Annotated in this window: 26 protein-coding genes; 20 read left to right on the plus strand and 6 right to left on the minus strand. The window is 71.4% G+C overall.

Features of this window, described 5'->3' with window-relative positions:
- Positions 1-2: 2 nt before the first annotated feature.
- Together IU476_RS03475 and IU476_RS03480 are read left to right on the plus strand one after the other, a co-directional pair.
- On the plus strand, positions 3-740 hold the full coding sequence (locus IU476_RS03475; protein WP_195096376.1) for a TetR/AcrR family transcriptional regulator: 738 nt from the start codon (positions 3-5) through the stop codon (positions 738-740).
- Between the two features lie 55 nt (positions 741-795).
- The gene (locus IU476_RS03480; RefSeq protein ID WP_195096378.1) at positions 796-1,512 is read left to right on the plus strand and encodes a DUF6882 domain-containing protein; all 717 of its coding nucleotides are present in this window, start codon (positions 796-798) and stop codon (positions 1,510-1,512) included.
- Between the two features lie 90 nt (positions 1,513-1,602).
- Here the strand turns inward: IU476_RS03480 and IU476_RS03485 are convergent, their stop codons facing one another.
- From IU476_RS03485 to IU476_RS03495, 3 genes are all read right to left on the minus strand, one after another.
- The gene (locus IU476_RS03485; RefSeq protein WP_438943963.1) at positions 1,603-2,343 is read right to left on the minus strand and encodes a TIGR03943 family putative permease subunit; all 741 of its coding nucleotides are present in this window, start codon (positions 2,341-2,343) and stop codon (positions 1,603-1,605) included.
- A 5-nt stretch (positions 2,344-2,348) separates the two neighbouring features.
- Positions 2,349-3,413 (minus strand): permease, encoded by a 1,065-nt coding sequence (locus IU476_RS03490; RefSeq protein ID WP_228822981.1) that lies wholly within the window; start codon positions 3,411-3,413, stop codon positions 2,349-2,351.
- A 178-nt stretch (positions 3,414-3,591) separates the two neighbouring features.
- Positions 3,592-4,788, minus strand: a complete 1,197-nt coding sequence (locus IU476_RS03495; protein ID WP_195096382.1) for a DUF418 domain-containing protein — start codon at positions 4,786-4,788, stop codon at positions 3,592-3,594.
- 140 nt (positions 4,789-4,928) lie between these two features.
- On the opposite strand from IU476_RS03495, the gene dop reads away from it, so the two are divergent.
- The 13 genes from dop to IU476_RS03560 all read left to right on the plus strand — a co-directional run bounded on the left by dop (position 4,929) and on the right by IU476_RS03560 (position 18,779).
- Positions 4,929-6,428 (plus strand): depupylase/deamidase Dop, encoded by a 1,500-nt coding sequence (dop, locus tag IU476_RS03500; RefSeq protein WP_195096386.1) that lies wholly within the window; start codon positions 4,929-4,931, stop codon positions 6,426-6,428.
- Positions 6,429-6,567: 139 nt separating this feature from the next.
- Entirely contained in the window at positions 6,568-6,762 is a 195-nt protein-coding gene (locus tag IU476_RS03505) for a ubiquitin-like protein Pup (protein WP_195096390.1), read from the plus strand.
- Positions 6,738-7,619: a proteasome subunit beta gene (prcB, locus tag IU476_RS03510; protein WP_195097431.1), complete on the plus strand. Its 882-nt coding sequence runs from the start codon at positions 6,738-6,740 to the stop codon at positions 7,617-7,619. The genes IU476_RS03505 and prcB overlap by 25 nt, the downstream gene beginning before the upstream one ends.
- Positions 7,616-8,401 (plus strand): proteasome subunit alpha, encoded by a 786-nt coding sequence (gene prcA, locus IU476_RS03515; protein ID WP_195096402.1) that lies wholly within the window; start codon positions 7,616-7,618, stop codon positions 8,399-8,401. The genes prcB and prcA overlap by 4 nt, the downstream gene beginning before the upstream one ends.
- A 275-nt stretch (positions 8,402-8,676) precedes the next feature.
- Positions 8,677-10,035 (plus strand): Pup--protein ligase, encoded by a 1,359-nt coding sequence (pafA, locus tag IU476_RS03520; RefSeq protein WP_195096408.1) that lies wholly within the window; start codon positions 8,677-8,679, stop codon positions 10,033-10,035.
- A 66-nt stretch (positions 10,036-10,101) separates the two neighbouring features.
- Complete coding sequence (locus tag IU476_RS03525; protein WP_195096409.1) at positions 10,102-11,100, plus strand: helix-turn-helix transcriptional regulator; 999 nt, start codon at positions 10,102-10,104, stop codon at positions 11,098-11,100.
- Positions 11,101-11,113: 13 nt separating this feature from the next.
- Positions 11,114-12,124, plus strand: coding sequence for a helix-turn-helix transcriptional regulator (locus IU476_RS03530; protein WP_195096410.1), 1,011 nt, complete (start codon positions 11,114-11,116; stop codon positions 12,122-12,124).
- Positions 12,121-13,167 carry a 2-dehydropantoate 2-reductase gene (locus tag IU476_RS03535; RefSeq protein ID WP_195096411.1) on the plus strand — a complete coding sequence of 349 codons (1,047 nt, stop codon included), beginning with the start codon at positions 12,121-12,123 and terminating at the stop codon, positions 13,165-13,167. The genes IU476_RS03530 and IU476_RS03535 overlap by 4 nt, the downstream gene beginning before the upstream one ends.
- 63 nt (positions 13,168-13,230) lie before the next feature.
- A complete protein-coding gene (gene tatA / locus IU476_RS03540; protein ID WP_195096412.1) occupies positions 13,231-13,491 on the plus strand; it encodes a Sec-independent protein translocase subunit TatA in 261 nt (86 codons plus the stop codon).
- Positions 13,492-13,580: 89 nt separating this feature from the next.
- Positions 13,581-14,567 (plus strand): twin-arginine translocase subunit TatC, encoded by a 987-nt coding sequence (gene tatC, locus IU476_RS03545; RefSeq protein WP_195096414.1) that lies wholly within the window; start codon positions 13,581-13,583, stop codon positions 14,565-14,567.
- A 2-nt stretch (positions 14,568-14,569) separates the two neighbouring features.
- Entirely contained in the window at positions 14,570-17,263 is a 2,694-nt protein-coding gene (locus IU476_RS03550; protein ID WP_195096416.1) for a DEAD/DEAH box helicase, read from the plus strand.
- A gap of 164 nt (positions 17,264-17,427) precedes the next feature.
- Positions 17,428-18,165 carry a DUF4333 domain-containing protein gene (locus IU476_RS03555; RefSeq protein ID WP_195096418.1) on the plus strand — a complete coding sequence of 246 codons (738 nt, stop codon included), beginning with the start codon at positions 17,428-17,430 and terminating at the stop codon, positions 18,163-18,165.
- A gap of 44 nt (positions 18,166-18,209) precedes the next feature.
- Positions 18,210-18,779: a GNAT family N-acetyltransferase gene (locus tag IU476_RS03560; RefSeq protein ID WP_195096420.1), complete on the plus strand. Its 570-nt coding sequence runs from the start codon at positions 18,210-18,212 to the stop codon at positions 18,777-18,779.
- Between the two features lie 99 nt (positions 18,780-18,878).
- Here the strand turns inward: IU476_RS03560 and IU476_RS03565 are convergent, their stop codons facing one another.
- On the minus strand, positions 18,879-19,844 hold the full coding sequence (locus IU476_RS03565; protein WP_195096421.1) for a 5'-3' exonuclease: 966 nt from the start codon (positions 19,842-19,844) through the stop codon (positions 18,879-18,881).
- A gap of 68 nt (positions 19,845-19,912) precedes the next feature.
- Between IU476_RS03565 and IU476_RS03570 the strand changes: the two genes are divergently transcribed.
- Positions 19,913-21,040: a M24 family metallopeptidase gene (locus tag IU476_RS03570; protein WP_195096422.1), complete on the plus strand. Its 1,128-nt coding sequence runs from the start codon at positions 19,913-19,915 to the stop codon at positions 21,038-21,040.
- Positions 21,041-21,247: 207 nt separating this feature from the next.
- On the opposite strand, the gene IU476_RS03575 is transcribed toward IU476_RS03570, so the two are convergent.
- The gene (locus IU476_RS03575) at positions 21,248-21,655 is read right to left on the minus strand and encodes a PPOX class F420-dependent oxidoreductase (protein WP_195096423.1); all 408 of its coding nucleotides are present in this window, start codon (positions 21,653-21,655) and stop codon (positions 21,248-21,250) included.
- Positions 21,656-21,730: 75 nt separating this feature from the next.
- Between IU476_RS03575 and dprE2 the strand changes: the two genes are divergently transcribed.
- The 4 genes from dprE2 to IU476_RS03595 all read left to right on the plus strand — a co-directional run bounded on the left by dprE2 (position 21,731) and on the right by IU476_RS03595 (position 25,183).
- Complete coding sequence (gene dprE2, locus IU476_RS03580; protein WP_195096424.1) at positions 21,731-22,486, plus strand: decaprenylphospho-beta-D-erythro-pentofuranosid-2-ulose 2-reductase; 756 nt, start codon at positions 21,731-21,733, stop codon at positions 22,484-22,486.
- Positions 22,483-23,736, plus strand: coding sequence for a precorrin-6y C5,15-methyltransferase (decarboxylating) subunit CbiE (cbiE, locus tag IU476_RS03585; protein WP_195096425.1), 1,254 nt, complete (start codon positions 22,483-22,485; stop codon positions 23,734-23,736). The genes dprE2 and cbiE overlap by 4 nt, the downstream gene beginning before the upstream one ends.
- A 110-nt stretch (positions 23,737-23,846) precedes the next feature.
- On the plus strand, positions 23,847-24,446 hold the full coding sequence (locus tag IU476_RS03590) for a DUF456 domain-containing protein (protein WP_195096426.1): 600 nt from the start codon (positions 23,847-23,849) through the stop codon (positions 24,444-24,446).
- Between the two features lie 2 nt (positions 24,447-24,448).
- Complete coding sequence (locus tag IU476_RS03595) at positions 24,449-25,183, plus strand: cobalt-precorrin-6A reductase (protein WP_195097434.1); 735 nt, start codon at positions 24,449-24,451, stop codon at positions 25,181-25,183.
- On the opposite strand, the gene IU476_RS03600 is transcribed toward IU476_RS03595, so the two are convergent.
- Positions 25,174-25,719: a PadR family transcriptional regulator gene (locus IU476_RS03600; RefSeq protein WP_195096428.1), complete on the minus strand. Its 546-nt coding sequence runs from the start codon at positions 25,717-25,719 to the stop codon at positions 25,174-25,176. The genes IU476_RS03595 and IU476_RS03600 overlap by 10 nt on opposite strands.
- Positions 25,720-25,808 lie beyond the last annotated feature (89 nt).

A 25,808-nucleotide genomic window follows, 5' to 3' on the forward strand; every position in this document is an offset into this window, starting at 1 on the left:
GTGTGACCGAGACCAGCGGAAAGTCCGGATCGCGCCGGACGGGCGCGGCCGTCGACGGCCGCAGCACGCGCTGGCACGGCCACAAGCAGCAGCGTCGCGCCGAGGTGCTCGACGCGGCGATCGCGGTGATCGAGGAGCACGGCGTCGAGGTGTCGGTGCAGCAGATCGCCGACCGGCTGCGGCTGCCGCGCCCGGTGGTCTACCGCCACTTCGACGGCCGCGCCGACCTCGACGAGCAGATCCGCCGCCGCATCCTGGAGTCGCTGCTGGCGGAGCTGATGCCGACGCTGCGGGCGGACGGCACGCTCAAGGACGCCGTGCGCGGGGCGGTCGGCACCTACGTCGGCTGGGTGGACCGGCACCCGCGCCTGCACCGATTCCTGGCCGGCGGTGCGCCGCAGGGTGATTCGTCGTCGGCGCTGGCCGGCGCCCGCGACCGGATCGGGGGTCAGCTGTCGGACCTGTTCGCCACCACGCTCTCGCGATTCGGGATCGAGACCGACCGGGCGCGGCCGATGGCGCTGGGCATCATCGGCTTCGTCGACGGGGTGGTCAACGGCTGGCGCGCGGATGCCGCGAGTTCGCTCGCCTCCGAGCAGGTGGTGGGCATCGTCTCGGCCTCGGTGCTGGCCATCTTCGAGGGCAACGCGCGCAGCCTGGGTGTTCCGCTGCAGCGCGACACCATGGTCTCCGAGCTGCTGGAGCGGGCGGAAGCGCCGCGCGTGCAGCAGGTTTCGTGAGCGCCGCCGGACGCATCTGTGGTGCGTGACGGTCGGTTTCACTAATGTCGCAGCGGTGCTCGCAACACCGACCCTGATCGACCTGCTCGACGATGCCGCCCTGCTCTCGCTGGAGCACCAGATGCATCTCACCGATCTGCTCGGAGAGCACTCCTGGCGCTGCGATCTGGCGGGCGGGCGGTTCGAATTCGTCGCCGCCGAGGCGACGTTCGCGTGCACGGAGGTGCATCTGCTGGGCACCGCGGCCCCGGAGGCGGAGTCGTGGCTGTGGTCGTGGGCGAACCCGCTGGGGTTCCCGGAGCCGGTGACCGCGGTCGCGAAAGCGGTGCGGTACTTCGGGGTTCAGCACCGGATCAACGAGCTGGCGTCGGCCGAGTTGCCGTTCGCCACGGTGTCGGGGACGCGGCCGGAGCCGGCGCAGGTCGTCGGCGTGCTGATGGAGGCCGCGAAGATCATCACCGGCCACTGGATGGGGTACACCGCGGTGGTGGGGGAGGCGGGCGCCCGCGCGGCGTTCCTCGTCGAGCACCCGGAATTCCGGCTGCCGCAACCGGAACCGGCCCGGATCGCCGAGATCCTGACCCGGGGTGCCACCGGTGTCGGCCTGTCCGACCACCGCCGCGCGGTGCGCAGCTACCTGCGCCGCCGCGGCCTGACCGCCACGCTCGACGCGACCCGCCGCCACCTCACCTTCACCGGTCCGGACATCTTCGGCACGGTCGAATTCGACGCCGACGGCCGCATCGGCACGGTGCACGCGAAGCGGACCTAGGGCGCGGACCCGCCGGGCGCTGTCGGCACCGGGTGCCGTCGCGGTGGCTGCGGGCAGCGTGTCGGGGCTCTCTCGTAAATGCTGTGGGGCTCAGCCGTAGACGCGGGCGGGCGTCGCGACGGGGTGCATCTCGGTGACGTGCAGGGTGGGCGTCATCTGTGTCTCGGGCCGGGCGCTGTTCGGTTCCACCTTGCCGCGCACCGAGACCCAGGTGTCGTCCGGCGGGGGATCGATGACCCCGGCCAGATGGACGCGCAGGAGCTGGGCGTCGGCGACGCAGCAGGTGATGACCAGGCGGCCGAGGTCGACGCCGCCGCTGGTGCCGTCGGTGCGCGGCGCGCCGTCGTTCTCGGTGCGGACGATGAAGCCCAGCACGGTGATCTCGCGGCGGTCGAGTTCGCCGCTCGAATCGTAGGAGGCGCGGTCGATCAGGTCGTACATGCGCAGCGTCGGGGCGTCGCCCGCGGGGAGCGGTCCGAAGGGGAACTTGCCGTCGTCGGTGCTCGCGGGAGTGCCGACGCTGGCCTGTGCGGTGCTGCCGGACTGCACCGATCCCGCGCCGAGGGCGGGCGGCACGACGATCAGCAGGGCCGCGATCGGCGCCAGCAGCAGCCACTGCGGGCGGCCGGTGTGCTGGTGGTCGGAATCGGCCGCGGCCCAACCGGTCCGGATGTCGCGCCCGATGGCGACGAGCGCCAGCAGGGTCAGCGCCACGCCGCTGGCGATCAGGTACGGCTGCAGGCCGGGTTTGACGTAGCGCAGGTAGGTGTCGTCCAGCGCGATCTTCGTCACCGCGCCGCCGATCAGCAGCAGCACGAAATTCTGTGTCACCCGGTTCATCGCGCCCCCACGAAGAGCAGACCGGCCAGCGCGCCGCACGCGGTGGCCACGGCGAAGGTCATCGGCGCGAACCGCAGGGCGAAGCGCCGCCCGAACGTGCCCGCCTGCATCGCGAACAGTTTCACGTCGACCGCCGGGCCCACCACCAGGAAGACCAGGCGCGGCAGCAGCGGCAGCCCGGACATGCTCGCCGCGACGAACGCGTCGGCCTCCGAACACAGCGCCAGCACCACCGCCAGCACCGCGAGCACCAGGATCGACACCGCGAGCTGCCCGCCGAGGTGGCGATACCAGTCGGCCGGGACGAGCACGTGCAGGGCGGCCGCCGCGGCGGCGCCGACCACGAGAAACGCTGCGGCTTGCAGGAAGTCGTGCCGCGCGGCCTCGGTGAACACCTGCCACCGCGAGCGCCCGGGCGTCCAGTGCTCGTGCCCGTGCGGCCGCGCGGTGAACCATTCCGGCCGCCCGAACCGCGCCCACAGGAAACCCATGACCAGCGCCGTGGCCAGCGAACCGGCGAACCGCGCCGCCACCATCCCGGGCTCGCCGGGGAACGCCACGGCCGTCGCGATCAGCACGACGGGATTGACCGCGGGCGCGGAGAGCAGGAACGCGAAAGCCGCGGCGCCGGGCGCGCCCTGGTCCATCAGCCGCCGCGACACCGGCACCGCCCCGCACTCGCAGCCCGGCAGCGCGATCCCGGCCAGCCCGGCCACGCCGATGGCCGCGGTCTCGTTGCGCGGCAGCAGTTTCCGCAGCAGATCCGGCGACACGAACGCCGCGATGCCCCCGCTGATCACCACGCCGAGCACGAGGAACGGCACGGCCTGCACGAACACGCCGGTGAAAACCGTTGCGCCCGTGCCCCATGTCGCCTCGGCATCGAACCACCCGCCGATCGGCCCCGCGAAGACGAAGCCGAGCGCCAGTAATCCGGCCAGCACATACGTCGACGACAAGCGCGGCGCGGGCCGGTACGTGGCCCCGCCCCGCTCCGGTGGTGCCGAAGGCTCCGGCACGGCCTCGGGCGGCGTGCCCGGCCTCGACCCCGTATGCGGCATCGACACTGCGTATACCCCCGTTGCTGACGACGTTCCGACCGATACCGAGCGCCCGCCCGCTTCCCGAACCGCCCGAGCAGACCCGGGAGTCACCGGAAGCGAACACGAGCGATGATCGCACAGCGGGGTGACATCTCGGCTTCGCACGCCTGACGAGACCGGAATCGAGGTGCCCCGGTTACGCCGCCCGCTCCCGCGCGAGCACCCGATAACTGTTGTGCCACAACCACTCCACCGGCCCCCGCTCGAACCGCCGCAACCACACGTGCGCGAACACCAGCATCACCGCGCACACCCCGAGATACACCGCCACGGTGAACGGCACACGGGCGTCGGGGGAGACCCGCGCGGCGAGCCCGAGCCCCCAGCCGTAGCACAGCGCCGACGCCACCAGGTTCTGCAGGATGTAGCAGCTCAGCGCCATCCGCCCGACCTCGGCGAAGCGCCTGCCCGCGAACCCGGTGCGCGAGCGCCCGACATAGAACCGCGCGACCGCGGCGAGAATGCCCAGCGACACCAGCGGCGCGGTCCCGTACCGGGTGAACAGCACGAAATCCCCGTTCCACACGCCCAGCACCAGATCCAGCGGCGCGGCGACGCCGAACCCGAGAATCATCAAGCGCCGCCGGAGCGGCGCGCCCGCGGGTTCGAACAGCCCCGCCCGAAACAGCCTGGCGCCGAGCAGGAACAACGCCACCGACATCGGGAACACGAACAGCGGCTCCATCCGGAACATCCCGGCGTTCTCCACCCGGAACAGCACCAGGTCCCAGAACGACCCGTCGGCATACGGATTCGGATCCAGCGGCTGCCGCGCACCCGAATCCGGTTGCGCCGCAACGGCCATCAGCACACCGATCAGTGTCAGCAGGACCAGGTGCACCCCGGCCGCGCCGTACAGCCAGCGCCGCTGCGCCCGCGGCCCGGTGGCGAGCGCAAACGCCACCACCGCGCCGGTGACCGCGTAGCCCATCAGCACGTCGAACTCCGCGACGAACAGGAAGTTCAGCAGCCCGTCGAGCAGCAGCAGCGCGGCCCGCCACGGATACTTCCCCGGCCAGGCGCGCCCGCCCCGCACCGCCGAGCGCTGCTGAATGGCCAGGCCGATGCCGAACATGACGGTGAGCAGCCCGAGGAACTTGCCCTGCGCCAGCTGCTGCAGCACCCGCTCCGTCCAGCCCCACGCGCCCTCGGGGCCGCCTAGATCCTTCAGGTAGCCGATGATTCCCTCGGGATCGGTGAGGATCCAGACGTTGGTGCCCAGCGTGCCCAGGATGGCGATGCCGCGCAGCACGTCCAGCGCCGGCAGGCGGGCGGGGCGGGCTGCGGCGAGATCGGAGCCGGGCGTGTCGGCCCGGGCGAGCGATTCGGTCATGCCGACCATTCTCATACGACTGTATTGCCCTGGTCGTCCGCCCTTCGGAGGACTCCGGCGTCCTCCTCGCGACCGATCCGGCCGGGCCGGACGGGCACCGGGATCACCCCGAGCGTCCGCCGGTCGCCTAGGCTCGAGTCATGCAGCGCATCATCGGAATCGAGGTCGAGTACGGCATCTCCACGCCTACCGAGCCGTCGGCCAACCCGATTCTCACCTCCACCCAGGCGGTGCTGGCGTACGCGGCGGCCGAGGGCGTGCCGCGCGCCAAGCGCACCCGCTGGGACTACGAGGTGGAATCCCCGCTGCGCGACGCTCGCGGTTTCGATCTGGGCCGGCTCAACGGACCCGCCCCCGTGATCGACGCCGACGAGGTCGGCGCGGCCAACATGATCCTCACCAACGGCGCCCGGCTCTACGTCGACCACGCCCACCCCGAGTACTCCGCGCCCGAGGTGACCGACCCGCTGGACGCGGTCATCTGGGACAAGGCGGGTGAACGCGTCATGGAGGCCGCCGCCCGCTACGCCTCCAGCGTGCCGAACGCGCCCCGCATGCAGCTGTACAAGAACAACGTCGACGGCAAGGGCGCCTCCTACGGCACCCACGAGAACTACCTGATGAACCGCGACACGCCGTTCAATCAGATCATCGTCGGCCTCACCCCGTTCTTCGTGTCCCGCCAGGTGGTGTCGGGGTCCGGGCGGGTGGGCCTCGGGCAGTCCGGCGACCAGGCCGGTTTCCAGCTGTCGCAGCGCTCGGACTACATCGAGGTCGAGGTCGGCCTGGAGACCACGCTCAAGCGCGGCATCATCAACACCCGCGACGAGCCGCACGCCGACGCCGACAAATACCGCCGCCTGCACGTCATCATCGGCGACGCCAACCTCGCCGAATGGTCCACCTACCTCAAGGTCGGCACCACCGCGCTGGTGCTGGACCTGATCGAGGCGGGGGAGGACCTGTCGGACCTGCAGCTGGCCCGCCCGGTCACGGCCGTGCACACCATCAGCCACGACCCGACGCTGCGCGCCACGGTGGCGCTGTCCGACGGCCGCGAGCTGACCGGCCTTGCGTTGCAACGGATCTACCTGGACCGGGCGGAGAAGTTCCACGGCCGCGAAGGCACCGACGACGCCCGCGTCACCGACATCCTGGAGAAGTGGGCGCACGTGCTCGACCTGCTCGAGCGCGACCCGATGGAGACCGCCGACCTGCTGGACTGGACGGCGAAGCTGCGCCTGCTCGAGGGCATGCGCAGCCGCGAGGGCCTGGGTTGGGCCGCGCCGAAACTGCACCTGATGGACCTGCAGTACTCCGACGTCCGGCTGGACAAGGGCCTGTACAACCGCCTCGTTGCGCGCGGCTCGATGCAGCGCCTGGTCTCCGAGCAGCAGGTCGTCGACGCCATGACCGCCCCGCCGACCGACACCCGCGCCTACTTCCGCGGGGAGTGCCTGCGCCGCTTCGGCGCCGACATCGCGGCCGCCAGCTGGGATTCGGTGATCTTCGACCTCGGCGGCGACAGCCTGGTCCGCATTCCCACCCTGGAACCGCGCCGCGGCACCAAGTCGCACGTCGGCAAGCTGCTCGACGGTGTGCACACCGCCGCGGAACTGGTCGAGCAACTCACCACCTGACCCGGCTGCCGCGCGGTCGCGGGCGGGGCACATTGCGATGTAATCCGGCATGTTGCCGCCGACGCTGGGTAGTGTTGACCTACGAGCATCGGATCTTCTCCGATGCTCGCCGATATCAGTACAGAGGAGGTCGGCTGCTATGGCACAAGAGCAGACCAAGCGCGCCGGTGGCGGCGACGAGGACGACGATGCGGTCGGCGCGGAGGCCGCGGGGCAGGAGCGTCGCGAGAAGCTGGCGGAGGATACCGACGACCTGCTCGACGAGATCGATGATGTGCTCGAGGAGAATGCGGAGGACTTCGTGCGCGCATATGTTCAGAAAGGCGGCCAGTGACACCAGGTGACCCCCTGCGGCTCCAACCGGGGTACGCCCTGTCCTCCTTCTCCGAACACCTGCGGGAGCATGCCCCGGATCTGTTGCCCGGCAACGGTTTCGGTCGTGCGGGCGCCGCCCCGAGTGGGGCGGCGTCGCAGGATATCGCCCCGCACGGCACCACCATCGTCGCGGTCAGCTACCGCGGCGGCGTGCTGATCGCGGGCGACCGGCGGGCCACCCAGGGCAACCTGCTGGCCAGCCGCGACATGGAGAAGGTGTACATCACCGACACGTTCTCCGCGGCCGGCATCGCCGGCACCGCGGGCGTGGCGGTGGAGATGATCCGGCTGTTCGCCGTGGAGCTGGAGTATTACGAGAAGATCGAGGGCGTCCCGCTGACCTTCGACGGCAAGGCCAACAAGCTGTCGAAGATGGTGCGCGACAACCTGCCCGCCGCCCTGCAGGGCTTGGCCGTGGTGCCCATCCTGGTCGGCTACGACCTGGAGGCCACCGACCCGGACCGGGCCGGGCGGATCGTGTCCTACGACGTGGTCGGCGGCCGCAGCGAGGAGCGCTTCGGCTACACCGCCGTGGGCTCGGGCTCGATGTTCGCCAAGTCGTCGCTGAAGAAGACCTACCACCGCGACATCGACGAGGAGAACGCACTGCGGATCGCCGTCGAGTCGCTGCTGGACGCGTCCGACGACGACACCGCCACCGGCGGTCCCGACCTGATGCGCAACATCTTCCCCACGGCGGTGACCATCAACGCCGAAGGGGCGGACGAGGTTTCGGACGACCGGCTGGCGGAGATCGCGCGGTCGATCGTCGAGCGGCGGGCGGCGTCCGATCGGGAAGGGAGCGCCACAGCATGACACTGCCGTACTACGCGTCGGCCGAGCAGATCATGCGCGACAAGACCGAGCTCGCGCGCAAGGGCATCGCACGGGGCCGCAGTGTCGTGGTGTTGGTGTACGACAAGGGTGTGCTGTTCGTCGCCGAGAACCCCTCGGCGACGCTGCACAAGGTGAGTGAGCTCTACGACCGGGTGGGTTTCGCCGCGGTCGGGAAGTACAACGAGTTCGAGAACCTGCGCCGGCACGGCATTCTGCAGGCCGACCTGCGCGGCTACCAGTACGACCGGCGGGATGTGACCGGCCGGGCGCTGGCGAACATGTTCGCGTCCCTGCTCGGTTCGATCTTCACCGATCAGCTCAAGCCGTTCGAGGTGGAGATCTGCATCGGCGAGGTCGGGTATCCCGAGCAGGCGCAGAGCGCGGTCCTGTACCGGGTGAACTTCGACGGGTCGATCGTCGACGAGCGCGACTACGTGGTGATGGGCGGCAACACCGAGCCGATCGTCAGCGCGCTCAAGGACACCTACCAGCCCGGCCTGGACCTGCGCGCGGCCATCAAGCTGGCGCTGGAGGCGCTGCAGAAGGGCACCCCCGAGGGCGACAAGGACAAGCGGGTGCTCGGCGTGGGAACCCTCGAGGTGGCGACCCTCGAGCAGGCCCGTCCGCGGCGGGCGTTCCGCCGCATCGCGGGCCCCCAGCTGGAGGCCCTGCTCGTCGACGAGAAGGCGGGCGGGAGCAAGGCCGAACCGAAGGACTCCGGCCCCGAAACCCCCAGTGCCGGAGACCCTTCCAACGCCTAGCGGCACCGACGACATGCCCCCTGCCTCCCACGGATGCAGGGGGCATCTCGCATCTACGCCCCTTGCTCACCTCCCCGGTTTGCGGTCCGGCTCGGTTTTCGGGGGTCGCTGCGCAAGCGACGAAGGAGCAAGCAGCGACCCCCGAAAACCGAGCCACCAGGGACCGCAAACCCGCGTCGCCGAAGGCGACGCCGATGCAATTGTTGTGAACCCGTATGCATCCGCATCCGCGCGACACCCCGTTTCGGGCTGGGCATGGCTGTAATGTCGATGGTGTGCAGCGACGAATCATGGGGATCGAGACCGAGTTCGGGGTGACGTGCACGTTCCACGGACACCGTCGGTTGAGCCCCGACGAGGTGGCCCGGTATCTGTTCCGCCGGGTGGTGTCCTGGGGCCGTAGCTCGAACGTGTTCCTCCGCAACGGTGCCCGTCTGTACCTCGACGTCGGCTCCCACCCGGAGTACGCCACGGCCGAGTGCGACTCCCTGGTGCAGCTGGTCACCCACGACCGAGCGGGTGAGCGGGTGCTGGAGGAGCTGCTGATCGACGCCGAGCAGCGCTTGGCGGAGGAGGGCATCGGCGGCGACATCTACCTGTTCAAGAACAACACCGACTCGGCCGGCAACTCCTACGGGTGCCACGAGAACTTCCTGGTCGTGCGGGCCGGCGAGTTCTCCCGGATTTCCGATGTGCTGCTGCCGTTCCTGGTCACCCGCCAGCTGATCTGCGGCGCCGGCAAGGTGCTGCAGACGCCGAAGGCGGCCACGTTCTGCCTGTCGCAGCGCGCCGAGCACATCTGGGAGGGGGTGTCCTCGGCGACCACGCGCTCGCGCCCGATCATCAACACTCGCGACGAGCCGCACGCCGACGCCGAGAAGTACCGGCGCCTGCACGTCATCGTCGGCGACTCGAACATGGCCGAGACCACCACCATGCTGAAGGTCGGCACGGCGGCACTGGTGCTGGAGATGATCGAGGCCGGGGTGTCGTTCCGCGATTTCGCGCTGGACAACCCGATTCGCGCCATCCGCGAGGTGAGCCACGACCTGACCGGCCGCCGCCCGGTGCGCCTGGCCGGTGGCCGCCAGGCCAGCGCCCTGGACATCCAGCGCGAGTACTACGCCCGCGCGGTCGAGCACCTGCGCAATCGCGACCGCGACCCGCAGGTGGACGCGGTGGTGGACCTGTGGGGCCGCACCCTCGACGCGGTGGAGGCGCAGGATTTCGCGAAGGTCGACACCGAGATCGACTGGGTGATCAAGCGCAAGCTGTTCCAGCGCTACCAGGACCGCTACAACATGGACCTGTCCGATCCCAAGATCGCCCAGCTGGACCTGGCCTACCACGACATCAAGCGCGGCCGCGGCGTGTTCGACCTGCTGCAGCGCAAGGGCCTGGCCAAGCGGGTCACCGAGGACGAGGCGGTCGACGCCGCGGTCACCACGCCGCCGCAGACCACCCGCGCCAAACTGCGCGGCGATTTCATCACCGCCGCCCAGGAGGCCGGCCGCGACTTCACCGTCGACTGGGTCCACCTGAAGCTGAACGACCAGGCCCAGCGCACGGTCCTGTGCAAGGACCCGTTCCGTTCGGTGGACGAGCGCGTGGACCGCTTGATCGCCTCGATGTAGGCGAATCGGGGACGTAATCGTGCGCCGACGCGCATGCGTCGGCGCACGTTGATTACTCTGTGTCGCGTGGCGATATCCAAGGTCGAGCGGCTGATGAATCTGGTCATCGCGCTGTTGTCGACCCGGCAGTTCCTGACCGCGGAGCGGATCCGCGACAGTGTCGCCGGATACGAGGACTCCGCCAGCGACGAGGCGTTCAGCCGGATGTTCGAGCGCGACAAGAACGAACTGCGCGATCTCGGCATCCCGCTGGAGGTGGGCCAGGTCAGCCGGTACTCCTCGCAGGAGGGCTATCGCATCAACCGGGACGCCTACGAGCTCCCCGACATCGATCTGACCAGCGAGGAGGCCGCCGCGGTCGCGGTGGCCGTGCAGCTGTGGGAGTCCCCGGAGCTTGCGAACGCCGCGGAGGGCGCGCTGCTCAAGTTGCGGGCGGCGGGTATCCACGTGGAGTCCGACGCCACGCTGTCCTCGGTCCCGGCGGTGCCCGCGCGCACCCGCGGCTCGGAGGCGGCGCTGGGCCGGCTGCTCTCGGCGATCGACGCCGGGCGCGCGGTCCGCTTCGAGCACCGCATGTCGCACAACGCGCCGTATCTGATGCGCGACGTGGAGCCGTGGGGTGTGGTCACCCATCACGGCCGGTGGTATCTGGTCGGGCACGACCGCGACCGCGACGCGACCCGCACCTTCCGCCTGTCCCGCATCGGCGACGACGTCACCGCCTACGGCCCGGAGAACGCGGTGCACAAACCCGACGGCGTGGACCTGCGCACCATCGTCGCGCGGGTGACCGGGGCGGCGCAGGTGACGGGCAGCGCCACGGTGTGGGTCGCCGAAGGCCGCGGCCAGGACGTCCGGCGTCTCGGCGCGGCCGTGGAGGAACGCGAGCTCGGCGGCCGGCCGGGCACCATCGTCGAGGTCCCGGTCCGCTCGCGGGACTGGCTGGCGCGCTTGATCACCGGGCTCGGCCCCGACGCGCTGGTCCTCGCGCCGGCCGACCTGCGCGAGGACGTCGTCGCCCGGCTGCGGTCGGTGCTCGAGGGGACGGAAGTAGGGGCTTCGTGACAGGGGCGAGGGCATGAGCAGTCGATTGTCGACGCGGCTGTCGCGGCTGCTCAACATGGTGCCGTACTTCCTGGCCAACCCCGGCATCAGCGCCGCGGAGGCCGCGGGCGAACTCGGCGTCACCACCAAGCAGCTGATGAACGACCTGAACCAGCTGTGGATGTGCGGGCTGCCCGGCTACGGTCCCGGTGACCTGATCGACCTGTCGTTCTCCGAGGAGAGCATCGAGGTCACCTTCTCCGCGGGCATCGATCGCCCGCTGCGGCTGACCTCCACCGAGGCGACGGCCGTGCTGGTGGCGCTGCGGTCGATCGCCGACCTGCCCGGCATGGTCGACCCGACCGCGGCGCGCTCGGCGATGGCGAAGATCGAATCCGCCATCGCCGGCGACCCGGTGCGGGCGGCCGGTCCGGAACCGGCGCCGGTGGAGGCGCCCGCGGTGACGACCGTGCGCTCGGCGCTGGCGAGCGGCCGGGCGCTGCGCCTGGTGTACTACTCGGCCAGCCGCGACGTGGTGTCCGAGCGCGTCGTCGATCCGATCCGAATCGTGCTGGTGGACAACAACTCCTACCTGCAGGCGTGGTGCCGGCAGGCGGAGGGCGTGCGGTTGTTCCGGTTCGATCGCATCGAGGAGGCGACCCAGCTCGACGAACCCGCCCGCCCGCCGAGCCATGCCACCGACGAGTCCGCGGCCCTGGACCTGTTCTCCGACGATCCCGCGATCCCGCTCGCCCGCCTGCTCGTGCACGCCGACTACGGCTGGGTCCTCGATCAATATCCGATGCACCGGGTGGCCGTGCACGAGGACGGCAGCGTGGAGGCGACGATGCGGTTCGCCACCCTGGACTGGATGGCGCGGCTGCTGCTGGGCTTCGGGTCGGGCGTGACGGTGCTGGGCCCGGCGGAACTGGTGCGGGCCGTGCGGGATCGGTCCGGCGCGGCGCTGGCGGCCTACGGCGCGCTGGCCGAGGCGGGCGGCGCCGGGTACGACACCACCGTGACCGAGGAGGTCGGGCCCGCGTGACCTTTCGCGTGACCGTGCTCGGCGCCGGCAGCGTCGGCAGCTTCGTGGGCGGGAAACTGGCCGCCGCGGGCGCGGACGTCACCTTCGTCGGCCGCCCGCGGCTGCTCGACGAGATCGCCCGGACCGGTCTGCGGCTGACCGACCTCGACGGCGGCGACGACCGGGTGGCGCCCTCGGCGTTCCGGGTCGCCACCGCGCCCGAGGACGCCGACGCCGCCGACCTGGTGCTGATCACCGTGAAATCCGCGCAGACCGCCGAGGCCGCGCGGCAGCTCGCCGACCGCGTCCGCCCCGGCACGGTGGTGCTGAGCCTGCAGAACGGCATCGGCAACGACAGCGCGATCCGCGAGATCCTGCCGTCCTGCGTGGTGCTGGCCGGAATGGTGATGTTCAACGTCGTGCACCACGACGGCGGCCGTTTCCACCGCGGCACCGAGGGCGGGCTCGCCGTGACCGACGACGCCGCCCTCGAACGGTTCGCGCCGCTGTTCCGCCGCGGCGGCCTCGAACTGAGCCGCCACGCCGACCTGCGTCCGGTCCAGTGGGCGAAACTGCTGCTGAACCTGAACAATCCGATCAACGCGCTGTCGGGGCGGCCGCTGCGCGAGCAACTGGCCGACCGCGACTACCGCCGCTGCCTGGCCCTGGCGCAGCGCGAGGCGCTGGCCGTGATGAGCCGCGCGCGCATCCGGCCCGCCCGGCTGACCGTGCTGCCGCCCGCGCTGATGGCGCAGCTGCTCACGGTCCCGGACGCGCTGTTCACGCGGGTGGCGGGCAGCGTGCTGGCGGTGGACCCGATGGCCCGCTCGTCGATGGCCGACGACCTGGCCCGCGGCCGGCGCACCGAGATCGGCTGGCTGTGCGGGGAGATCGTGAACCTCGGCCGGATGGTCGGGTCGCCCACCCCGGTGAACGCGCGGCTGGTGGAGCTGGTCGAGGCCGCCGAGCACGGCGACACCCGGACGTGGAGCGGCCCGCAGCTGCTGGCACAGTTGCAGGAGGCCCGCGCGCACACCGCCCGGCATCCGGCGACCGAGAGCTGACGAGCGGGTTCGCGCTCCGCGGTCCGGTAGCATCGGACGTACCACAGTCTTTGGAGGTTATCGATGGGTTCACTCAGCCCGACGCACTGGCTGATCATCGCGGTGCTGGTGCTGGTCCTGTTCGGCGCCAAGCGCCTGCCGGACGCGGCCCGGGGCCTGGGGCGCTCGCTGCGCATCTTCAAGAGCGAGATGAGCGAGATGCAATCCGACGGCTCGAAGCAGCCGGAGCAGCCCGCCAAGGCCCCCGCGCAGGAACTGCCGCCGGCCCAGCCGTCGTCCACCACGCCGGTGGCGCAACCGAATCCGGAAACGCACAAGGCGTAGCAGAGTCGCCGACCCCGGGATGACGCGATCATCCCGGGTCGCGTTGTGTCCGGATCCGGTGACAGGCGAGCAGCGAGGCAGCCACTTCCATGCGCATTCCGTTCGACCCCCGGCGCAGTCGGCGCAGGACCAATCCCGACGGCACCATGTCGTTGGTCGAGCACCTGCACGAACTGCGGTCGCGGCTGCTGAAGTCGCTGCTGGCCGTGGCGCTCACCACGGTGCTGGGTTTCCTGTGGTACCAGTACGGTTTCCTGGGCGTCGAGAGTCTCGGTGACATTCTGCGCGGACCCTACTGCGCCCTGCCCGCCTCGCAGCGGGCCGCGCTGAGCCCCGACGGCGCCTGCCGGCTGCTGGCGACCGCGCCGTTCGAGCAGTTCATGCTGCGATTCAAGGTCGGCCTCACCGCCGGTGTGGTGATGGCTTGCCCGGTGTGGCTGTATCAGCTGTGGGCGTTCATCACCCCGGGCCTCTACGCGAAGGAACGCAAGTACGCGCTGAGCTTCGTGACCGCGGGCGCGGCGCTGTTCGTGGCCGGTTCGGTGCTGGCCTACTGGGTCGTCGCGCACGCGCTGAGCTTCCTGATGGGCATCGGCAGCAATGTGCAGATCACGGCGCTGAGCGGTTCGCAGTACTTCAGTTTCATCATTCAGCTGCTGATCATCTTCGGCGTCAGCTTCGAGACCCCGCTGCTGATCGTGGGCCTGAACATGATCGGCGTGCTCAGCTACGAGAAGCTGAAGAAGTGGCGGCGCGGCCTGATCTTCGGCCTGTTCGTGTTCGCGGCCGTGGTGACCCCGCAGGACCCGTTCTCGATGCTGGCGCTGGCCGGTGCGTTGACGGTGTTGTTCGAGGTGGCGGTGCAGATCGCGCGGCTCAACGACCGGCGGCGCGCCCGCAGGGACGACTGGAGCAAGCTGTCCGACGACGAGGCCTCCCCGCTGGACGATCGGCCGAGTGAGGTCGGCGGGGCCGCGCCGGTCGCCGCGCCCGAACCGGTGTCCCCGGCCGAGCCGGTCGGGGCGAGGCCGGACAAAACCCCACGCCCCGTGTCGGACTACTCCGATACCCTCTGACGGTGACACTACGGTCGCTTTCCGGCGAACTCGCGGCATTCGCCGCGGAGCTCAAATTCACGCTCGACCCGTTCCAGCGGCAGGCGTGCGAGTCCTTACAGGGCGGGCACAGCGTGCTGGTGTGCGCGCCCACCGGCGCGGGAAAGACCGTGGTCGGCGAGTTCGCGGTGCATCTGGCGCTGGCCGCGGGCGGCAAATGCTTCTACACCACGCCGATCAAGGCGCTGTCCAACCAGAAGTACGCCGACCTGGTCGAGCGCTACGGCCGCGCCTCGGTGGGGTTGCTCACCGGTGACCAGTCGCTGAACCCGGACGCCTCGGTCGTGGTGATGACCACCGAGGTCCTGCGCAACATGCTCTACGCGAGTTCGGATGCGCTGCAAGGCCTTTCGTACGTAGTGATGGACGAGGTGCACTACCTCGCCGACCGGTTCCGCGGCGCGGTGTGGGAGGAGGTCATCCTGCACCTGCCGCCGGACGTGCGCCTGGTCAGCCTGTCGGCGACGGTGAGCAACGCCGAGGAGTTCGGCGCCTGGATGGAGACGGTGCGCGGCGACACGGCGGTGATCGTCGACGAGACCCGCCCGGTGCCGCTGTGGCAGCACGTGCTGGTCGGCCGGAAGATGTTCGACCTGTTCGATCAGCAGTCCAGCGACCAGAAAGTGCTGGTGGACGAGGACCTGGTCCGCTACATCAAACACCGCGAGCAGGCCGACCGGATGGAGAGCTGGGGCGGGCCGCGCGGCCGCGGCGGCGGGCGCCGGTTCTACCGTCCGCTGCCGCGCCCGGAGATGCTGGCCGTGCTCGACCAGGAGGGCCTGCTGCCGGCCATCACGTTCATCTTCAGCCGCGCGGGCTGCGACGGCGCGCTGGCCCAGTGCCTGCGCTCCCGGCTGGACCTGAGCCGCGAGGACGACCACGAGGTGATCGACGAGATCATCGAGAAGCACACCGGGGACCTGCCGAAGACCGATCTCGAGGTGCTGGGCTACTGGGAGTGGCGCGAGGCGCTGCACCGCGGCCTGGCGGCGCATCACGCGGGCATGCTGCCCGCCTTCCGCCACACCGTGGAGGACCTGTTCGTGCGCGGCCTGGTGCGGGCCGTATTCGCCACGGAGACACTGGCACTGGGCATCAACATGCCCGCCCGCACGGTGGTGCTGGAGCGGCTGGTGAAATTCAACGGCGAGACCCACGCCGAACTCACCCCCGGCGAGTACACGCAGCTCACCGGCCGGGCGGGCCGGCGCGGCATCGACGTCGAGGGGCACGCGGTGGTGGTGTGGCACCCGGATGTCGACACCAGCGCGGTCGCGGGCCTGGCGTCCACGCGCACGTATCCGCTGCGCAGTTCGTTCCGGCCGGGCTACAACATGTCGATCAATCTGATCGACCGGATGGGCGCGGCCGAGTCGCGGGCGCTGCTGGAGCGGTCCTTCGCGCAGTTCCAGGCCGACCGGTCGGTGGTCGGCCTGGTGCGCGGCATCGAACGCAACGAGGGACAGGTGCGCAAGCTGCGCTCGCAGATCGGGGACGAGAGCTTCCTCGAGTACCTGTCGCTGCGCGAGCGGGTGAAGCAGCGCGAGAAGGATCTGGAACGCCAGGGCCGCGCCGACCGCCGGGGCGCGGCGGTGGCGTCGCTGACCTCGCTGCGCCGCGGCGACGTGGTGGCCATCCCGTCCGGTCGCCGCCAGGGCCTGGCGGTGATCCTGGAACCCGATGCGTCCCCGGGCGATCCGCGGCCGCTGGTGCTCACCGAGGACAAGTGGGCGGGCCGGATCTCGGCGGCCGACTTCCCGACCCCGGCGCAGCCGCTGGGCCGGATGCGGCTGCCGCGCCACGTCGACCACCGCACCGCCCGCACCCGCCGCGATCTCGCCTCGGCGCTGCGCAGCACCGGGATCAGCGCGCCGGGGCGGCAGCGCCGCGGCACGCGGTCCAAGGGCGGCGACGACCGGGAACTGCAGAACCTGCGGCGGGCCCTGCGTTCGCATCCGGCGCACACCCGCCCCGACCGGGAACAGCTGGCGCGCATCGGCGAACGGTTCACCCGGCTCGAGCGCGAGACCGAGTCGATGCGGCAGAAGGTGGCGGCCACGACCAATTCGCTGGCGCGCACCTTCGACCGGATCGTCGGGCTGCTCGAGGAACGCGGCTACGTCGACGGCGGCGAGGTGACCGCCGACGGCCGGCGGCTCGCGCGCATCTACACCGAGGCGGATCTCGTTGTCGCCGAATGCCTCCGGGAGGGCCTGTGGCGCGGGCTCGGCGCGGCCGAGCTGGCGGCGGTGGTGTCGATCCTGGTGTACGAGTCGCGGCAGGAGAGCGGCGGGTACCTCGGCCCGGCCGGTCCCACGCCGCCGATCCGCCGGGCCGTCGGGGCCACCGTGGGGGTGTGGAGCCAGGTGCGCACCGACGAGGCCCGGCACAAGCTGGCGCCCACCCGCGAACCGGACCTCGGCTTCCTCACCGGCGTGTACAAGTGGGCGCGCGGCGACAGCCTGGCCGATTCGCTGCTCGCCAGTGGGGAGCAGGGCAGTCCACTGTCGGCGGGCGATTTCGTGCGCTGGTGCCGGCAGGTCATCGATCTGCTCGACCAGATCCACCAGACCGCCGACGACACCGAGGTCGCCGCCACCGCGGCCAAGGCGGTGAAGGCGATCCGGCGCGGCGTGGTGGCCGTCGACGCGGCCTAGCGGGAGTGGCCGCGCCGCGAGCGGGAACCACGCGAACGACGCCAATCCGGACGCGGCGCAATCGACTGTGATTGGATGCTTGCGTGTACCGACCGTGGTGAGGCAGTGACGACCTCACTCGGGGGGCAAGCGTGAGTACGACGAGTGCGAGTGGAGGCAGGCAGATGAGCGGCCCGTACGGACCGAGCGACACCCCTGGTCCAGGGGAGGGACGCCCTAACGATCCGACCCAGCAGTGGAGCGGCGGGCAGCAGCAGCCCCCCGGCCAGGCCGGTCCCACTCAGCAGTGGGGCCAGCAGCCCGGCGGCGCGCAGCCCACCCAGCAGTGGGGAGGGCAGCAGGGCGGGGGTCAGTGGGGTCAGCAGCAGCCCGGTCAGCAGTGGGGCCAGCCGCCGCAGCAGCCGCAGTGGGGTCAGCAGAGCCAGCCGTCCTGGCCGCAGCAGCAGCCCCCGCAGCAGCAGGCCTGGGAGCCGACACAGCAGCAGTGGGGCCAGCAGCCGCCGCAGCAGCCGGGTCAGCCGCAGTGGGGTCAGCAGCAGCCCGGTCAGCAGTGGGGCCAGCAGCAACCCGGACTACAACCGACCGGTGCGAAGAAGTCGAAGAAGGGCCCGCTCATCGGCGGCGTCGTCGCACTGGTGGTGGTCGTGGTCGCGGTCGTGCTGGGCGTCGTCTTCCTCTCCAGCGACAAGCTGGACAACAAGGCGGTGCAGGACGGCGTGCAGAAGGTGCTCAAGGACTCCTACGGCATCGACGACGTCCAGAACGTCAGCTGCCCCTCCGGTCAGAAGGTCGAGGTCGGCAAGTCCTTCGACTGCACCCTGAAGGTCGGCGGCGAACAGAAGAAGGTCACCGTCAAGATCACCAAGGACGACGGCACCTACGAGGTCGGCCGCCCGAACTGAGTGGGTTGCGCCCCGTCCCGCTCGCGGGCGGGGCGCGAACGGCCGTGAGTCCCTTGCCCTTTCCCGATCCGCCGCTCGCCGACGAAGTGGTGGCCCTGCGGCCGTGGCGCGCCGCCGATGTGCCGTGGCGGTTCGACGCCTTCTCCGATCCGCAGTGCCTGCGCTTCTCCTGGCCGCTGACCGAGCCGTGCACGCTCGAGCACGTGCGCGGGCGCTTCGCCGGTGCGGAACCCGCCCGGCAGGCGGGCACGGATCTCTCCCTGGCCATCGCGTCCGCCGCGGACACCGCGCACCTGCTCGGCTCGGTGTCGCTGTACGACGTGGACCGCGACCAGGCCCGCGCCGCGATCGGATACTGGCTCGCGGCGGACGCCCGCGGCCGGGGCGCGGCGACGCGGGCCGTGTGGCTGCTGACCCGCTGGGCCTTCGACGATCTCGGCCTGGCGCGCGTCGAACTCACCTGTGCGCCCGAGAACACGGCCTCGCGACGTGTCGCGGAGCGGTGCGGGTTCGTCCAGGAGGGAATCCTCCGTTCGCACATGGTTTTTCAAGGCACACGCCGCGACACTGTCCTGTATGCCGCGTTGCCGGGAGAGGGGGCCTGGAGTTCCTGACGCGCAGGCCGCGGCGGAAAGCCGAAGAGGCGCAAGCGCTTCGGCTGCGGAGCGCCGAAGGCCGTGGCGGGCAAAGGCTTTCGGACGCGCGTGCGTCGGTCAGGCCGTGCGGGACGCCAGGGCCTGAATCAACCGCTTGATCGGGCTCTCGGCGTTGTAGGCGGCGGCGAGGGACTGTAGGCCTTCCGGGTCGGCGGGGGTGGTGGGGAGGAGGTCGGGGCCGGAGAGGTGGACGTCGGCGTCTCGGACGACGCGGACGACCGGGGCCGCGGCCTTCAAGTAGTCGTCGGCGGCCTTCAGTTTCGCTCGGACACCCTGGGCCAGATCGGCGTTCGGGTCGTGGACGGCGGCGATGAGCGCGTCCAGGCTGCCGAAGCGGGAGATGAGGGAGGCGGCGGACTTGTCGCCGATGCCCGCGACGCCCGGGAGACCGTCGGAGGCGTCGCCGCGCAGCGTCGCCATGTCGGCGTAGGCGGGGCCCGCGTTCTCTTGCGGCACACCGTATTTCGCGGCGACCTCCGCCGGGCCCCACAGCTCCGCCTTGGCCAGGCCGCGGCCGACGTAGAACACCCGCACCGGCGGGGCGGGCTCGTCGCGGACCAGTTGGAGCAGGTCGCGGTCGCCGCTCACGACGATGGTCTCGGCGGTGCGCTCGCGGGTGGCGAGGGTGCCGATGACGTCGTCGGCCTCCAGGCCCTCGGCGCCCGCGGTCGCGATGCCCGCCGCGGCGAGCACGCCGAGGATCATGTCCACCTGCGGTGTGAGGGTGTCGGGCACCTGTTCCGCGCCCGGCTCGGCGTCGGCCGCCGCGTCGAGGCGGTGCGCCTTGTAGGACGGCAGCAGGTCGACCCGGAACCGGGGCCGCCAGTCCAGATCCAGGCACACCACCAGCCGCGCGGGCGCGTGGCGGGTGACGAGCGCGGCGACCATGTCGGTGAAGCCGCGCACCGCGTTCACCGGCTGCCCGTCGGGCGCGGTGATCTTCTCCGGGATGGCGTGGAAGGCCCGGAACCACAGGCTGGCCCCGTCGAGCAGCAGCAGCGGACCGGCGGCAGGTGAGCTCATGCCCGAGACGCTAGCCGATCGCCCCGACAGACCCGCGCGAAGTCGCGTGTGGCGTAACGTCGGGAGCTATGAGCGCGCAATCGGAGGCACGGTTCACGGCGGAGGTCTACGGCAAGCGGCTGGAGCGGGCGGCGCAGCTGACCCGGGCCGCGAAACTGGACGCGCTGCTGATCACGCCGGGTCCGGACCTGCGGTACCTGCTCGGGTCGCGGGCGCAGTCGTTCGAGCGGCTGACGTGCTTGGTGATCCCGGCTAGCGGGGAGACGCCGTCGGTGGTGATCCCGAAGCTGGAGCTGGCGTCGCTGGGCGGGTCGGCCGCGGGCGAACTGGGTCTGCAGGTGCTCGACTGGACCGACGGCGTGGACCCGTACCGGGTGGTGAAGTCGGCTCTGAACGCCGGGGCGCGGGTGGCGGTGGACGACACCATGCCCGCCCTGCACCTGCTGCCCATCGCCGACACCCTGACCGCGTTGCCGGTCTCGGCCACGCCGGTGCTGCGGCAACTGCGAATGCGCAAGGACGACAGCGAGATCGAGGCGCTGCGCCGGGCCGGCGCGGCCATCGACCGGGTGCACGCGCGGATGGGCGAGTGGCTGCGGCCGGGCCGCACGGAGGCCGAGGTGGCCGCCGACATCACCGCCGCGATCATCGAGGAGGGCCACACCGCGGCCGAGTTCGTGATCGTCGGCAGCGGCCCGCACGGGGCCGACCCGCACCACGCGGTGTCGGATCGCCGCATCGAGGCGGGCGACGTGGTGGTCGTCGACATCGGCGGCCCCGTGGAGCCCGGGTACTTCTCCGACTCCACCCGCACCTACGTGCTCGGCGAGCCCGACTCGGAGGTCGCCGCCCGCTGCGCCGCTCTGGAACAGGCCCAGGCCGCCGCCGTGGCAGCGGTGCGTCCCGGCGTCACCGCCGCGTCGATCGACGCCGCCGCCCGGAACCCGTTGTCCGAGGCCGGTTTCGGCGACAACTTCATCCACCGCACCGGCCACGGCATCGGCCTGTCGGTGCACGAGGAGCCCTACATCGTCGCGGGCAACGACATCGTCCTGGAGCCCGGCATGGCCTTCAGCATCGAGCCCGGCCTCTACTTCCCCGGCGAATGGGGCGCCCGCATCGAGGACATCGTCGTGGTCACCCCGGACGGCTGCGAGCCGATGAACCAGCGCCCCCACGGCCTGACGGCGGTCTGAACCGGCCCGTGCCGGATTCCGTGCGAACCCGGTGCGTGCCGAAATCCGAGCGAACCCGGCCCGTGCCGAAATCCGAGCGAATCCGGTGCGGCGCGAATCCTCGCGAACCCGGTGCGGTGCATCCCTGCGCGAAAACCGGTGCTGCGCAATCCTCGCGAACCCTGGTGGCGCGCATACCCTCGCAAACCTGCAGCGCCGCAGCGCGTATCAGTCGTGCAGACGGCTACTGATCAGCAGGCGGCGGGCGCGGATGGCGATGACCACGCGGCGGGGATTTTCGCGGGGAGTGCGGTAGCGGGCCGCGTAGCGGTGCTCGGCGTCGGTGACGGCGGCGGGGTCGGTGAGCACCTCGGCGGGCCCCTCGAGGGTGAGCCAGCGGGCGCCGTCGACCTGGCTGACGGCGGCGTACCCGCGCAGGCGGGCATTGCGGGCCTTGACCGTGTCGCCGGAGGTGATGACGCGCGCGACGCCCGCCTCGGCGTCCCAGGTGAAGCCCACGGCGACCACGTGCGGGGTGCCGTCGGCGCGCAGCGTGGTGAGCGTGGCGAGGTGCCGTTCGGTCACGAACTCGAGGGCGGCGGGGGACAGTTCGATCCGGGTATCGGCGCTCGTCATGACCGCGACGCTAGCAAGACGGCCCGCCCGGGCGCGCCGGGCGGTGCGACTGGGCGGTTTGGCAGACTGGGCGCCATGGGCGGACGCGATGTCGACGAGGGTGTGGTGCTGCTGCTGGGCGGCCGCAGCGAGATGGGACTCGAGATCGCCGAGCGGCTCGCCCCCGGCCGCGTGGTGGTGCTGGCGGCCCGCCGCAGCGGCGACCTCGCCGCACCGCGCGCGCGGCTGGAGCGGGCCGGCGCGACGGCCGTCCACGCCGTCGAATTCGACGCCGACGACGTGGCCGGTCACCAGCCGCTGCTGGAGAAGGTCGCCGCCGACCACGGCCGCCTCGGCGTCGCGGTACTGGCCTTCGGCATCCTCGGCGACCAGGCCGCCGCCGAACGCGATCCCGCCGCCGCTGTCGCGGTGGCGCAGACCGACTACGTCGCCCAGATCAGCGTGCTGACCGTCCTCGCGAATCTGCTGCGCGCCCAGGGCAGCGGGCAGATCGTGGCGTTCAGCTCGGTCGCCGGAGTGCGGGTGCGGCGCGCCAACTACGTCTACGGTTCGGCCAAGGCGGGCCTCGACGGGTTCGCGAGCGGGCTCTCGGACGCCTTGCACGGCAGCGGAGTTCACCTGCTGCTGGTCCGCCCCGGCTTCGTGATCGGCAAGATGACCGAGGGCATGGACCCGGCCCCCTTCGCCAGCACCCCGCAGCAGGTCGCCGACGCGGTCGTCACGGGCCTGCGCCGCCGCACCGCCCGCCTGTGGGTTCCCGGCATCCTCCGCTTCGTCTACGTCGTGGCCCGCTGCGTGCCCCAGGCGATCTGGCGGCGGCTCCCGCGATGAGCGAGCCCGCCGTGGTGCCGACCTGGCCGGTGGAGCGGCCGATTGCCGTGGTGGGAATCGGAGCCGACGGGTGGGCCGGTCTCGGCGAGGCGGCCCGGCGGGCGGTCTCGGCGGCCGACGTGGTGTTCGGGTCGGCGCGGCAGTTGACGCTGATCCCGGCGGAGGCAGACCGGCCGCGGCGGATGAGCTGGCCCTCGCCCTTGGTCCCCGCGTTACCGGAACTGCTTGCGGCGCAGCGGGATCACCGTGTCTGCGTGCTGGCCAGCGGCGACCCCATGTTCTACGGCATCGGCGTGACCTTGACGAAACTCGTAGGGCCGCAAGCCCTTCGCGTCCTGCCGCAGCCGTCCTCGGCCTCGCTGGCGTGCGCCCGGCTGGGCTGGAGCCTGGCCGAGACGCCGGTCGTGAGCGCGGTGGGCCGCCCGCTCGCGACTGTGCTGCCGGAACTGGCGGACGGCCGCCGGATCCTGGTCTTGATCCCGGACGAGAAGGCCCCGGCGCGACTGGCGGAACTACTGGCACACAACGGCTTCGGGCAATCACCCATGACGGTGCTGGAACAACTCGGCGGCCCCGCCGAACGCCTCGTGCCCGGCGTCGCCGAAACCTGGTCCGAGCCACCGGGCGACCCGCTCGCCCTCGTCGCCGTCGACTGCGTCGCCGACCCGGCGGCCGCTCGCCTCACCAGGATCCCCGGACTGCCCGACAGCGCGTACGGCGGCGACGGCCAGCTCACCAAGGCGGAGGTGCGCGCCCTGGCGCTGTCGGCCCTGGCCCCCGCCCCCGGCGAACTGCTCTGGGATGTCGGCGGCGGCTCGGGCACGATCGCCATCGAATGGTGCCGCACCCATTCCGCCTGCCGCGCCGTCACTTTCGAGCGCTCGGCGCCGCGCCGCGCGCAGATCACCGAAAACGCGGCGGCGCTGGGCGTTCCGGGCGTCGACGTCCGCGGTGAAGTCCTCGCCGAACTCGACGGGCACGACCTGCCGGCCCCCGACGCGATCTTCCTCGGCGGCGGCCTGACCCAGCCCGGCGTCTTCGACACCTGCTGGGCGCGACTGCGTTCCGGCGGCCGCCTGGTCGCCGACGCGGTCACGGTGGAATCGGAAGCGGCGCTGGTGAATTGGGCGGCGGCCCACGGCGGCGCGCTGCGGAAGATCCAGATCCAGCGCGCGGAACCGTTGGGCGGCTTCACGGCCTGGCGGCCGCACCTGCCCGTCACCCAGTGGTCGGTCACAAAGATCGGGTGAATCGCGGCCGCCCCCAATCCTGGGGGTGAACACCGAACTGGACACCGGGTATTGTCGGTCCCCGGATTCCGATTTCGTGTCGGAACGTCGTTTTCCTGATGGGGAGATAGATGAAGTACAAGAAGTTCGCCGCCACCGCGCTGATCGCCATCGCGGCCACCGGCATCGCGGCCGGCACCAGCTACGCGCAGCCCGCCGCCCCGGCCGGCCAGGAGCAGCAGGCCACGCCGTCGGTGCAGGGCGAGGACCGCGGCGTCGGTTACGTCACCCAGCTCGACGCCGCCGCCAAGTCGGTGGTGACCACGGTGACCGGCGGCGCCTTCACCCTCGACGACAGCGCCAAGGTGGTCAGCCTGACCAACGCGGCCGGCGAGACCGTCATGCAGTACCCGCTCGCGGTGCAGTCGGGCGACCAGAAGCGCGAGGTCGCCGCGGCGATCGACGAGGACGGCCGCCGGCTGACCCTCACCCCGACCGCCGGTTCGGTGGCCCAGATCAAGGACGTCTCCGCGCAGGAGTGGTTCTTCGCCGAGTTGCAGCACGCCTCGCTCGGCGCGGCCGTCGGCGCCGTGATCGGCGCCCTGATCGGCTTTTTCTTCCTGGGCTTCGGCCTCATCCCGGGCGCGCTGATCGGCGCGGTCATCGGTCTGCTCGTCGCCGGTGGGCCCTCGCTCATCGACGCGGGCCAGGCCTACTTCGCGGGGCAGTAGTCCTGAAGGTCCTGATCCTCGGCGGCACCCGGGAAGCCCGGGAGCTGGCCGAGATCGTCACCGGCGAGCGAGGATTCGAGATCGTCTCCTCGCTCGCCGGTCGCGTTCGCGAGCCCGTGCTGCCCGCGGGCGCGGTGCGCGTGGGGGGTTTCGGGGGAGCGGCGGGACTGCGGAACTGGTTGGCGGACAATGCCGTCGACGCCGTCGTGGACGCGACGCACCCCTTCGCCGACACCATGTCCGGCCACGCGGCCACCGCCGCGGCGGCGGCCGGGATTCCTCTCGTGCACCTGCGCAGGCCCGGGTGGCGGGAGACGTCCGCGGATCGGTGGACCCGCGTCCCGGACCTGGACGCGGCCGCGAAAACCGTTGCGGCGTCGGGTGACAGGGTGTTTCTCACGATCGGCCGCCAAGGCGTCGGCGCGTTCGCGCACTCGGACGCGTGGTTCCTGATCCGCGCCATCGACCCGCCGACCGGCCCGGTGCCGCCCGACCACGAGCTGCTGCTGGCCCGCGGTCCGTTCACCGTCGCCGACGAACTCCGGCTGCTCACCGACCGGCGCATCGACGTGCTGGTCACCAAGGACAGCGGCGGCGACCTCACGGCCGCGAAGCTGACCGCCGCGCGGAACCGCGGCGTGCCGGTGGTGATGATCGACCGCCCGCCGCTGCCGCCGGGCGCGGTGACGGCGGAAACGGCTGCGGCCGTGCGCGATTGGCTGCGCGCTCAGGCCTGAGATCGCGCCGGGCGGTCCAGCAGTGCGGGCAGGCGATCGAACCACTCCAGCACCGCGCGCTCGTAGCCGATGCCGAAATCCAGGGTGGCCCGTTCGCAGCGCGACATCTCCTCCTCGTCGCTGTCGAGGTATCCGGCCAGGCGCTGCTCGTGGATGCGCCGGTTGGCCGCGATGATCCGGTCCAGGCGTGCGGGTTCCACGAACTCGCCGAACGACAGGGTCAGCAGCAGCGGCACCCGGATGGTCTCGGCGCCCGGGTCGCGGGCGATCCACTCCGCGAAGGCCTCGCGCCCGGCGTCGGTGAGGTGATACGGCGTGCGGTCGCGCGCGCCTGGCTCGCCCTTGTCGACCAGGCCGGCCTTGTCCATCGCGGCCAGCTCGCGATACACCTGGCTCTGGGTGATGGTCCAGAAATCCCCGATCCGGTCCTGGGCGAGGTTCACCAGGTCCCAGCCCGACATCGGCCCCTCGTGCAGAAACCCCAGCAGCGACGCCGCGGTCGAGTTCAGCCCCCGCTTCGACGAGACCTCGGCCACTCCAGCCCCTTCCCACGACAACCTTCTACATTGGAATATTAGCCGTGCGTAAACCGGACCGCAGCACTGTCCGGCGGATCGCGGCGAAA

The organism is Nocardia blacklockiae, assembly GCF_015477355.1.
Taxonomy (GTDB): Bacteria; Actinomycetota; Actinomycetes; order Mycobacteriales; family Mycobacteriaceae; genus Nocardia; species Nocardia blacklockiae.